An 11,986-nucleotide genomic window follows, 5' to 3' on the forward strand; every position below is an offset into this window, starting at 1 on the left:
AAGTATTTTTCCTATACGCATGCCTGTATGTAGCAACAGCAGTATAAGAGCGAATCAGCAATCTGCTGCAGAGGAATCAGTCCCACAGCATCAGAAACAGAATACAAAACGCCGAAAACGATTCAAAAAATCCTCTGCAAAATCTTAAGCGGAGATCACTGAATAATATTAATAAATATTTTTTTATATTAAATATATCATTTAATATTTATGCTGTTTCGCTTGAAATAATCTCGAAATATCTCCTCTGCAAACACTGATTTGTTGCCACCACAGTTGGCATCTATAGCTTCAATTACATCCAGCGGCAGACGGAACATACAGGCCTTTTTAGTAATTTTACCTTTGGGGCGCCCTCTGCCATCTTTTTTTCCAGAAGACACCTTTTCTTCTAACTGGGTCGATGTTCCTCCAGCAATAATATCATCAATATTCGTAGGTGCTCCCGGGACCAATTTTTTTTTAGTTTTCATTGTTTATTATTATATATTATTAAATATAATATTATGTAGCTTTTTCATTTCCTGAGCAGCCTTGCCTTTTGGTTCGTACTCACTCACTCCAAGGCCAAGGCTAATCGATGACTTGTAGGCGACTCTATTATGCAATCTCAGTGGTAATAGAGGCAGTTCATCCGTATACTCGGATAGAGCCGCTTGGGCTTCAACAGATATTTTTGTGTTAGACCTCACCATATTCAAGATCATCTGGCCTTTCATGCCATTAAAGGGTTTGATTTCTTTAAAGACGTTCACGCTGTCCTCTGCCGCCCAAACATCAAATTGACTCGGTAAAACAGGCAGCAGAAAAAGATCAGAAGCAGCGACTGCTGATCGAAAAACCTTATTATCTCTTCCTCCGGCGTCAATGATGATAGTGCTAAATGCATCTTTGAATCCCAGGACATCCTTGTGGAGCTTATCTGTGATGAGGGCTATGGCATGGATATCGTCAGCTTCTCGCTCCGCTCGAAATGCTACAGCGGATCCCTGGGGATCAGTGTCGATGAGCAAAACCTTTTGACCGTTTCGGGCACATTCAACGGCAAGATTGACAGAAATAGTCGACTTGCCAACCCCACCCTTGGTATTACCAACCGTTACAATCACTGTTTCTCCTCCCATTGAAGTTGTATTCAGTTTACTATATTTAATAATATTATATAATATTTTTTTATCTGTTTTTTAGCTATATTTGTATTTTTGTAAACTCACTCGCCATTCTAACCGGATTTTTGGTCTGTTTACGTTGATTTCTCTATAATTCACAAGAGTAGCGAAGCTTTGAGCTACGGTTGCAAAGGAACATCTTTTTATCAGATAGTTTACCTGATATACTTTGCAACAGAGTCTGATACCATTATGGGCTTTTGGGTTGCATCAACAGGCATACAGTATTTTTACAGATAAGCAAACGGTGATTCGTTTTTGAATTATTTGAGTTTGGAAGGCCCCATATAATAAATAGTCTCGCCATATGCCAGGACTCCACATCAACGCTTTGACGCTTGAGATGAATGAATGGAAGGGGCATGTTCAATTATGGTTAAATATTTTTCAGAGCCTTGACGCAATTGTGTGAGTTGATGGTCATCAAGGCCTCGTGGATCATATCGCATCTGCAGATGCAATCGATACAGCTCCTCAAATTCACAAGAATTCAGATTGGGAAAGATATCTAAACGGAGAATCCATTCCACAAAGCTTTCGTTATCCCGTTGATGTTCTTTTGACTGCATGATCGCATCCATGATTGGTGTAAATGGAGAGACAATTTTGTCAAACGAACGAAAGTTAATCCTCTCTTTAGCTGAGGAGGCCTGTTCAATTTTCATCCGACGATAAATGCGAAAAAACAAAATAAATGTCAGTACGATGATAACGATCGAGTAAATCAAAGTATTGTCTACACCACTGCCGACTTGATAGAGTCTGTATTGATGGCGAATAAAATAAAAGATATCCATTGGCTTTGTGAAAAAAGAAGAGAGTTCCTGGTCTTCTTCCACCCAGTTGGATGGAGTGGTGTCAACGACCTGCCAATGGCCAGCAATAAATGCTTCAGACCAGGCGTGTGCATGCCTTTTTCGGACTACATATTTTTTTTCGAGCCAACTCTTTTCGGTAACTGCATAGCCAACAGCATACCGACTTGGAATGCCATATAAACGTAAGAGGAGGGTGGTTGCGGTGGCATAATATTCACAAAATCCACTTTTTTTGTGCAGAAGGAAATTGCCTAAAGGAGTGGCATATGATTCTTTGCCCACAAGATGGAGAGAGTAACTGAAATTTTTTTGGAAAAAGTGAGTAATGGCATCTATTTTTTGATGATCTGCAAGTGTTGATACTCCAAGCTGATTGATGACTTCTTGCAGGGCATATTTTTCACTTTCAGGTATTTCAAGATTCCTTGGGCCAGGTAAATCCGTGGTGAGTTGCATTTCGGGATGATAAAAAAGATCGTAGGAAATAACCGGTGTTCCATCTATTACCTTCACAATACCGTCACTATTCTTTTCAATATTAAATATAGTATTGCTTTTGAGGCGATACCCGCCTTTTGGATAGGGTAAGAGACCCTTTTCCTTGGGGAGATCATACTCCACGCTGATAGCTGTACCTGGTTTGTGGGGTGGGACTATGAGATCCCAAGTGGTCTCAGTGACGGCTGGCAGTAAGGTAAAATCATTATTTTGCCCAATCCAACTTTTGTTCGTAAAAAGAGAATAACTCGCCTCCTTAAAAAGATGCGGTGGAGTGGAGGGTGCTTCAACACGCATGATAATTTCATCAGAGGTTTTAAGTCGGCCGGTTTCTCCAAAATGTATATGACTTTTAAAGGGGTCACTATTTTTTGTTCGATAATAGTTGCGCCAAAAACCATGCGTTTTTTTTATTATTATACGTTGTGTTTCTTCAATACCTAATATTGAGCCGTATCCGAGTCCCAGGGAAATTCCTATAAGAAGAAAAAATGATAGTAGAGAGTAGGAGCGACCTCTATTTTGGAAAAGCAGCCAGATGAGAAGTACGCTCAGTACCGGATAAAACCAAAGAGAGCGACTATTTCCGGTTGCTGCGGCAAAGAGACACACCGTAAGGTAATAGGGTCTAAAATCCAGAGGTTTAAGTGACTCGTTGTTCTGCTGTTTGCCTAACCTTGTACCGATAACAATCTTATCGCTTGTGGAGTAGAGCTGGCAAATAATCAGGGGAGATAAGGTAAGGGGAAGCCAGCTTGTCGTTATACGTAAAAAACCAATGGGCTCATAATTCAGTAAAATGAGAGCGACTGAGGCCATAAACGCCAGAGATGTTAGATCAGAAATATTTATAAAATCGCTGCGTTTTAGTGTGTAGCGGGTTTTAACGAGATGTGACCCTTCAATAAACAGCGCAAGAATAGTGGCGATAAAAAGAGCATTAGTTTCATTACCCCAGAACAAAAGAGCTGCACCTGTGATAAGTGGTGGAACCTTCATAAGAGTGTGATGTCCTCTTCCATCCGGTTAATATTGATCTCTGTGAAGGAGAAATCCACGTTTAATGTATCTGTTTTTCCTGTGAATTTCCCATTGCTATCAACCATAATAATGAGCTTACAAGGTATTTTATGGGCGATAAGATAGTCGACCAGCTCTTTTCGATCCTCATCGAGATCGATCAGGATCAGAACGACTCCTGAAAGAAGAGAAGAATGATGTTTCACAAGAGCTGTCATCTCTTTAAATTTTCGATTCTGGCTGGTGGTCACAGATGCCAGAATTTCGAGCATGCGTTGTTGGTCAGTTAAGCCTCTTCCGACACTGCAGGTTATGCATTTCCTGCCCACAAAAAAGAGATCCAGGACAGCTTCACTGTTGTCCTGATTCATCATGATGGAGGCTGCAACAGAAACAGCCTCCTCAAAAATCTGGCTGTAACTTCTGGCTACATAGCTGTCAAGGATCAGACCGTATCGTGAGAAATATTCGTCCTTGTGTTGTTTGACAATGGGCTTTCCAACCCGTGCTGTTGCTTTCCAGTCAATATACTTGATTGGATCACCATGGGTATATTCTCTTAAAGAGATGAACTCACTTGAATCTCCATGGTTTTGGGCTGCAGTTATCCCCCCCTGATGATATTTTCTGGAACCTGGGAAGTAAAGTTTTGGAACAGAATAGAGTTTTGGAAGAACAAGGACATTTGCAGGGCTTTGGCACAAGACTTGACGCTTGCAGAGACCAAAAGGATCTACGAGGCTAAGGGTTGAGCCTTCCAGGTGAATAGTCCCACGTTTTAAGGGCAGAAGTGAGATTGTACTTTCTATCTTTTTGCCGGCAGCCAGGTCTGGCAGTTCTTGATCAATGCACTGAAATGTGTTGTTTATATGAATGAGAGAAAGCCATCTGTAGTAGCCCATCTTTCTGTCAAAAAGATTACGTTGTTCCTCTCCATCTTCTGTGAATGAAGAGTATTCAAGAAAGCTTGGCAGAATTTTGGAGCTCTGTTCGCGGTAATAGATAGCGCTGTGAGTTTTTTTTCCCAGATTTTCTATTTGAACATTGTATCGCAGTTCTCTTCCGGCAATGCAGGTTTTAGGTAAATTCCTCTCAATTTTTACTTTTATCCGGAATCTATAAGAACAGACAAAGGAGATTATGAGCAGGACTGATGCGATACTGAGTATTTGATAAATCATTGTTCTCTGGACGTTGATTCCAAAGAGAAATGCAATGCCAAGGATGAACAGGAAAAGTCTGCCCATATTGGTAAACCGGGATGCAACCCACTCCTTGCAACGTTGGGTATGTTTATACAATTTATAAAGATGCTTGCTCATGTAGGTATCTTTATTTCACTTAGCACTTTTTCCATGACAATCTGTGGAGTTATACCTGAAAACTTTGCCTGCGGTATGATTTGAAGGCGGTGGCCGATAACCGGTCCGGCAGCCTCCTGGATATCTTCCGGAATAACAAATTCACGTCCGTCAAAGAGAGCGAGAGCCTGGGAAATTTTCATCAAGGCCAGTGATGCCCTGACGCTGGCACCGACAGTAACATGCTCACTGTTCCTGGTTGTTCTTATTATATCGACTATGTAGTAGCGCAATTCCTCCGATATTCGAACTGTCTGTATCGTATCCATCACCTGAAAGATCTCTTCTTCACCCAGAACTCGAGAGGTGCTGTTGAGCGGATGCCCAATCAGTTGCTCTGAGATAACTAAAACTTCCTCGTCTCGCTCGAGGTATCCCGGTGAAAGCTTGATCATAAAGCGGTCCATTTGTGATTCAGGCAGAGGATAGGTGCCATGGGATTCAATGGGATTTTCTGTTGCAATGACAAAAAAAAGGTTGTTCAGCATTTTTTTCTCTCCTTCCACTGACACCTGTTTTTCTCCCATTGCCTCCAAAAGAGCAGACTGTGTCCTTGGACTGGCCCTGTTGATTTCATCGGCGAGGAGAATACTTGTGAAAACAGGTCCTGGGTGAAAAACGAAATTGTTGTCCTGATGATTGTAGATGGAGACACCAATGATATCAGATGGCAGAAGATCAGGGGTAAACTGAATTCTTTTGAAATTCGTTCCAATTGATTTCGCGAGTGTTTTCGCAAGGGTCGTTTTGCCGGTACCCGGAACATCTTCGAGGAGTACATGTCCACCGCAAAAAAAAGCACCAAGAAGCATTTTGATCATTTGCTCCTTGCCTTTGATCACCTTCTGAATATTTTTCAGTAAAAGCGAGTACCTATCAACTGCATTTTTAATATTTGTTTTTTCCATTTGTTCATCCAGGATTAATTGACGACTTGTATTCTTGATTTGTTCTAACCAACCCTCATAGAGAAGATTTGTGTTAGGTTGATCTTGGTCACTTGAGCGAGTAGTCTAGTGTATAGAGTTTCATAATTCCATACAGGAGTTCGAAGGATAATTGTGAGTACTTTCTGCTTGAGACCGAAAAGACATTATAAGCCTATTTGTTTTTTATGTTCTTTTTGTCTTGAGTTATTTTGTATCGGACAATTTCACACCTGGGTAACTCTAACCACTCGCATTATACAATAGATTGTTGTCTCTGGTTCTATACGAAATAATCTACAGGTTGCTTGGGAGTTGTGTCGAATATCCACGGGCCATTTGCAATTGTGTCTTTATTGGTAGTGGTCGCTGTAGTTATTGCAATCAGATGGTTAGGCTGTCTGGGTTATCTCTATGTCGCATAATGGGGATATTCTAAAACCACAACAGGTAGTCAATTGTTGGAATCAACCCGTGTCGCCACGGGAGACGCCCTCACCTTTCCTGCAGTCGACTAAAAATCCAGCTTCTTCGGTAGAAGATTTACGCTCGTTCCTGCTATCTTTTTCGGCTGAGCAGAAAGAGTTTTGTATACCATATATACGGTAACTCCATTTTAAGTATCAACAGCAGCTTTGAAGGTTCGGTCGGTAGGTATCAAAGGAGTTTATCAACACTGCTATTGCACTGAGGTGCCTGGAGGAAGATTCAAGGCATACCAGGTTTGATAAAAAAGTGACACTGGTACTGATGAGCTCTTGAGAGCAAAGGTGATCAAGATTTTCTTTGACCTTATGTTTTTGATTGAGTTGATCGTATAAAAAACCTTGATTAGGTGTAGAATAGGTTTTTTCGTCATTTCCGGCTCATTTTTCACTTTATCCCCTGTCATGCTTGCTCCAAGATTTAATTTTTGACAGCGTATCTGTGCCAATCACAGCCAATATTTTGCTGAATATTCAGTGATAGTTCGTAATATGTATAGTATTACGAACTATAGTGGCAAAAAACACCTATATCTTTACCATGCCTATGCGCTGATTGCTCCAATTTGCCCATCCGGATATTACGAACTATTATAGTTAATATTCGCAAATATATTAAAATAAGGATAAAACTATTATTTATTTGTATAAAAGGGCTATTAAAGTTATTTTTACATATATTATGTAATAAAACCTTAATATTAATCTTATGAAGGAGTAGCCGAGATGAATGTAAAAAGAGTGCATTTTTCTTGTGATGAAGATGTTCATGATAAATTGGAATCATTAAAACATTTACAAGGGCTGAAGCGTGATGAAATACTATCTGATGCAATAAATGATCGTTTTAAGCAGGTAATAGCGGGTCTTGCGGCAAAAGAGGGGCTTATACAAAAATCTTCAGTTATTGAACTAAAAAGGGCAGATTATGTAGCCTCTAACACTGTCACGGTTTTTGATGAAATATGTGAGAGTTTAAATCTCAAAGGAGAAGATGGACTTACTTCTTCAATAAGTACCATTACATTGGAAATTAAGAACGCCTCCGCTACTTAAGATGTGAGAAAAAAGGACAAGGGCGGGCAATGTAGGCGTTAGGTGTCAGATAGATAATTGCGCAAATTATATGGGTTAATAGGTGTTACATGAATGAGCTTATAAATAGTGATTGGACTTGGGAGGAAGCTCTTAGCAATTACAAAGATGAAATAGAGGAGTCTGGACGCCATGCAAATTCCACCATTCGAATGCGCTTTAATCTTTTGAACAAAGTTGTTGAATATGCGAAAAAAAGAGGGGTTGAGCGACCAAGCCAATCCAGTAAAACGCTTTTGCAGGAATATTTTAAATCAAGAAGTCTGGCTAGCAGCACTAAAGTGACTCAAAAACGCTTTCTTGCCCATTTCTACGAATTTCTTGAAGAGAATTATGTGGTAATTGACAATTATGCCAACCTGTTACCTACTCCTAAGGTGTATAAAAAAGAGCGCATTATTCCCAATAAGGAAGAAATCCAAAATATTTACAACGACGTGTTCACGAAAAAAAACCCTGCCATCCTCACGAGGGATCTCGTCATCATAGACCTTTTGATTAACCCAGCAATCCGTATCAGTGAACTCGTTGCTTTACGTATCCAGGATGTATTCTTTGAGGAAAAACAAATCCTTGTAACGAGAAAGGGTGGTCATCAGCAGTTACTTCCAGTAAAAACTGAAACACTGGACAATATCAAGGAGATGCTTGAATACCGACCCACATATGAAATCAGTGAAAGTTTATTCATTACAGCAAAGCGCTACAACGGAATGGTCCGGGCCCTTGGAGTGCGTGGGGCCCAAAAGATTGTAGAAAAATATATGTTGAAAAACTTTAAACTCAATAAGCTGTCTTACGGACCTCATCTTTTGCGCCATGCCGGTGGCACCATGATGTGTCGTAATGGTGCGGATCTACCAACAGTTCAAAGCATCCTAGGTCACAGGAACATCCAGACAACTATGATCTACCAGCACACAGATGATGAGCAGAGAAGAAAGGCTATTGAACTGGGAGAAAATTTTTCTTCACCAGGGAAACGTAATGGTCTTTAGTTGTTAGGCGAACTGTACAAAACAGCTGTCATGTATAATCGTTCTGATTAACTGTCGTGATTGTCGAAGGACAATGGAGTTTGTCCAGAATGAGCATCATATATGATATTTATGCGAGAATTATTTGTTGAAGATTGACTAGTTTTAGCCGAAATTACCGCTACACACAGAGATCAGCTTCCTCGACAAAGCGGAGCTAAGTACCTTTTAAGATAAGAGTACGGATCACTGTATCCAGTTGCTTCATCTCGTTATCAATTTTACCGTAATATCTGACTTCTCCATCACGAGCATCAACGGCCATTCCAATTGAATTTGAGTTTTTGTAGACATCTAAACCGATATTCTTTATTCTTTTCTGCATGAAGTGCCTCCTTGATTTTGGTTCTGAGTTGTTGTTTCTTGGCTTCAACTTAACCCAGGTTTGCAAGGTTGGCGTCCATTAGCTTCAGCTGCTCAACATAATATCTAAATACGCTGAACATTTAGTCTCTTTTATGAAAGTATTGTCACTCTTCTAAACTGTAGGCTTTTAGAGCGAGTTCAACTGGTTGTACAATTATATCTGATCTTTATTTGTGTTTTTTGCTATGGGAATGTAATAAAAATTAACCAGCACCTACCATTGGCCTGTTACCCATGAGATATCGAAGATTTTTTGCGCATCTGTTGGTGATCACAGTTGTTTTTCTTTTTTCCGTCGAATCGGGGCTTGCCCATCCTTTTGGAGGAGTGCAGCAGCGTACGGTAGTTTCAGATTTGCACAGTTCTGTGCTCATTGAATATATTACCCATTTTGGTCCAGAAGCTCTGCTGCCCATGCATCCGGATAAAGATTTGGATGGAAGTTTGAGTGAAGAGGAAACACGGGATTTTCTTACCTATGCCCATTATCAATTTTCTACCAAACTCCAATGTATTATTGGCGAGGAGCCGGTAGTTCTGGAAGAAATTGAGCGTAAACTAGAGGTTGATCGGAGCGGTGATTTTAAAGAGGGAGTAACTACCTCGTTTACCTACCAGGTTCCCATACCCACTGATTCTCTGGACGGAACCAAAATCTTACGTATTGTTGACCACAACTTTGCGAAATCGGAGCTTAATCAACTCAGCTACGTGGTCAATGTATTGGGGAAAACCGGACCGCTTGAATTGGCCGATGAAGGTCGGGAACTTCGCTTTGATCTTTCTTTTGTAAATAGAAAAAGCGAATTAGCCAAACCCACACCAACGGGACAGGAGACAACTTCCTCCATAGAGGAGGATAATACCCAAGGTGAAAGTGAATCCCTGCTTAAATTTTTAAAAAATGACTCAAGAAGCCTTGGCCTTTATCTGATTGGTTTCTTCACCGCTTTTATCCTCGGAGCTTTTCACGCCTTGAGTCCAGGCCATGGCAAAGCAATGGTGGCTGCATATCTGGTGGGAACCAGAGGCCGAATCATTGACGCAGTTCATCTCGGGATTGTGGTGACAATTACCCATGTTTTTTCTGTACTTATCCTGGGAGTGGTAGCCCTTGTAGTTTCACAGTACACCTTATCAAAAGATTTATATCCCTGGCTCGGTGTTGCCTCGGGGACCATTATTTTCTTAACAGGTTATTTTCTTCTCGCCAGGACGGCATTGGCAGCCGAACACCACCACCATGACCATGATCATCATCACCACCATCATGATGAGACGACACATTCTCTTAAAGAAGTAATTTCTCTTGGAGTAGCAGGAGGTATGGTGCCTTGTCCCAGTGCTATAGTGATTTTACTTTTTGCTGTTGCGGTTGGTCGTATTGTGGACGGCCTGATGTTGATTGTAAGTTTCAGCCTCGGTCTGGCCACCATACTGATTGCTATAGGTATTCTTACGGTAACGGCTTCTAAGCGCATTGAACGTCTTGGCTCTAGTGTCAAATGGATACAGAAACTCCCTGTTTTCACAGCAGGAATAATCATGATACTGGGTGTTGCCATTGGGATAAATGCGCTTCTCCAGTCAGGAATACTGATGTTTAAGCTTCCGTAAGTAAAGCACTATGGCAGTATCTCCTTCTGGAGCAGTGGTCAAACCACTTTTGTCACACTTACGACCGACTCCTCAATATTTATTATCAAGTGTTGTTGCTGTCGAATATTTGGCTAGATTTTAAATTGGTGGTACCCACTTTGGTTTGTCTAGTGACGAGTAGTTTGAAGAGACTCTGAAGGTGACTGACCGGTATCAAATTGAACGTATCGGTGTTTCCCATTGTACCGGTTTACCAAAGGCTGCAATGCTACATGCTCAACTGGGGCAGCGATTTTTTTTCGGTAATGTTGGCACTGTTTTGCAGGTTAGAAAATGGATGCTACTGGACATTGATTAATTCAATCTACAGCATATGAATGCCATGATTGTAAAAGCAATAGTAATTTGGATACTAATTGCAGCAGGAGAAATATTGAATGGAAATGTCCGTGTCAGATTCCTGCAAAGCAGATATGGAAAAAACCGTGCTCAACAAATTAGTTTCTTTACCGCGATCATAATAATCTATACGATATGCTGGTTTTCACTATCCTGGGTCAATCCCTCCAATGTAGAAGACTGTTTTTTAATTGGCCTTATTTGGACGCTATTAATGTTGTGTGTGGATATTTACTTTGGGCGATACGTATTCCGTTTCAAATGGATGAAGATCTTAGAGGACTTCGATCTTAGAAAGGGCAATTTACTGGGTTTAGGTATGGTTTTATTATTTTTATGTCCGACTGTCGTGTATCTACTGATATTGAAACAAAATTGAGTTGCAGGTACATATCACTTTCTCATAACTACAAAATAAAATGACAAAAAATATTGAAGCAATATGGAAGCAACTTCCCAATTTAGATAAAGATTGTTTTGGCTGTGGATTAGAAAACCATTCTGGCCTGCACATGACCTTTGAAACAAATGGAGAGCAAATTCGATCGAAAATAACTGTTCCTCCGCAATTTCGAGGATGGAGTAAACTTGTACATGGTGGTGTTATTTCAACTATTCTGGATGAGACAATGAGCTGGGCGGTAATCTTTCTTTCAAAAAAATTGGTACTTACTAAGCAAATGACCATTCAGTTTCGCCGACCGGTATATGTTGGATCGACTCTCTCTGCTATTGGGTATATCAAGGAAAAGACTGGAGAGCGCAAAGCAATCGTCAAAGGAGAGCTTTTTGATGATGAGGGTAAACTCTGTGCATCTTCAGAAGGAGAGTTTGTTTTGTATGCAAAAGAACAGTTCGCAAGATTGGGGATTATTCCAGAGAAAGATTTGCAAGCTATGGTGGCGAGCTTCGAAGATGTATGAGAAAACTGATAATGATTGGAGTGATATTGTAGCTCCCAAAGATGGAGAGCTACAATCTTTAGCTACAATGCTCGCCGACCTGAGCGTTCGAAATATTGAAACCTTTCATTATGTGAATAATCATTTTGAAGGCTCGGCACCGAGGACAATTGCCAGGATAAATGAGTTGCTGAAATAAGGCAGAAAAGATTGTGCATATCAAGAATTATAAATTTCAGTAACTAATTTTCTAAACCATACAGGTTTTTCAAAAATAACATAGATTAACATAAGAGCAGTAAAGGGTATTG

11 protein-coding genes are annotated in these 11,986 nt (G+C 40.4%); 5 read left to right on the forward strand and 6 right to left on the reverse strand.

What is annotated here, in order from left to right; genetic code table 11:
• Positions 1–197: 197 nt before the first annotated feature.
• The 5 genes from FCL48_RS09035 to FCL48_RS09055 all read right to left on the reverse strand — a co-directional run bounded on the left by FCL48_RS09035 (position 198) and on the right by FCL48_RS09055 (position 5,774).
• On the reverse strand, positions 198–473 hold the full coding sequence (locus FCL48_RS09035; RefSeq protein WP_136871946.1) for a hypothetical protein: 276 nt from the start codon (positions 471–473) through the stop codon (positions 198–200).
• A 9-nt stretch (positions 474–482) separates the two neighbouring features.
• Positions 483–1,109 (reverse strand): ParA family partition ATPase, encoded by a 627-nt coding sequence (gene parA / locus FCL48_RS09040; RefSeq protein ID WP_169309150.1) that lies wholly within the window; start codon positions 1,107–1,109, stop codon positions 483–485.
• A 383-nt stretch (positions 1,110–1,492) separates the two neighbouring features.
• Complete coding sequence (locus tag FCL48_RS09045; protein WP_136871948.1) at positions 1,493–3,484, reverse strand: transglutaminase family protein; 1,992 nt, start codon at positions 3,482–3,484, stop codon at positions 1,493–1,495.
• Positions 3,481–4,827 (reverse strand): DUF58 domain-containing protein, encoded by a 1,347-nt coding sequence (locus tag FCL48_RS09050; protein WP_136871949.1) that lies wholly within the window; start codon positions 4,825–4,827, stop codon positions 3,481–3,483. Before FCL48_RS09050 ends, FCL48_RS09045 begins: the two co-directional genes overlap by 4 nt.
• Positions 4,824–5,774 (reverse strand): MoxR family ATPase, encoded by a 951-nt coding sequence (locus FCL48_RS09055; RefSeq protein WP_136871950.1) that lies wholly within the window; start codon positions 5,772–5,774, stop codon positions 4,824–4,826. Before FCL48_RS09055 ends, FCL48_RS09050 begins: the two co-directional genes overlap by 4 nt.
• A gap of 1,229 nt (positions 5,775–7,003) precedes the next feature.
• On the opposite strand from FCL48_RS09055, the gene FCL48_RS09060 reads away from it, so the two are divergent.
• Positions 7,004–7,333 (forward strand): hypothetical protein, encoded by a 330-nt coding sequence (locus tag FCL48_RS09060; protein WP_136871951.1) that lies wholly within the window; start codon positions 7,004–7,006, stop codon positions 7,331–7,333.
• An 89-nt stretch (positions 7,334–7,422) separates the two neighbouring features.
• Positions 7,423–8,370, forward strand: a complete 948-nt coding sequence (locus tag FCL48_RS09065; protein ID WP_136871952.1) for a tyrosine-type recombinase/integrase — start codon at positions 7,423–7,425, stop codon at positions 8,368–8,370.
• 196 nt (positions 8,371–8,566) lie between these two features.
• Here the strand turns inward: FCL48_RS09065 and FCL48_RS24960 are convergent, their stop codons facing one another.
• Positions 8,567–8,734 (reverse strand): hypothetical protein, encoded by a 168-nt coding sequence (locus FCL48_RS24960; protein WP_169309151.1) that lies wholly within the window; start codon positions 8,732–8,734, stop codon positions 8,567–8,569.
• A gap of 308 nt (positions 8,735–9,042) precedes the next feature.
• On the opposite strand from FCL48_RS24960, the gene FCL48_RS09070 reads away from it, so the two are divergent.
• From FCL48_RS09070 to FCL48_RS24965, 3 genes are all read left to right on the forward strand, one after another.
• On the forward strand, positions 9,043–10,392 hold the full coding sequence (locus tag FCL48_RS09070; RefSeq protein WP_169309152.1) for a nickel/cobalt transporter: 1,350 nt from the start codon (positions 9,043–9,045) through the stop codon (positions 10,390–10,392).
• Positions 10,393–11,192: 800 nt separating this feature from the next.
• The gene (locus tag FCL48_RS09080; protein ID WP_136871955.1) at positions 11,193–11,696 is read left to right on the forward strand and encodes a PaaI family thioesterase; all 504 of its coding nucleotides are present in this window, start codon (positions 11,193–11,195) and stop codon (positions 11,694–11,696) included.
• Positions 11,689–11,874, forward strand: a complete 186-nt coding sequence (locus FCL48_RS24965) for a DUF72 domain-containing protein (RefSeq protein ID WP_169309153.1) — start codon at positions 11,689–11,691, stop codon at positions 11,872–11,874. Before FCL48_RS09080 ends, FCL48_RS24965 begins: the two co-directional genes overlap by 8 nt.
• Positions 11,875–11,986: the final 112 nt, after the last annotated feature.

Origin of the sequence: Desulforhopalus sp. IMCC35007, from assembly GCF_005116575.1 — a bacterium.
In the GTDB taxonomy this organism is placed as follows: domain Bacteria; phylum Desulfobacterota; class Desulfobulbia; order Desulfobulbales; family Desulfocapsaceae; genus Desulforhopalus_A.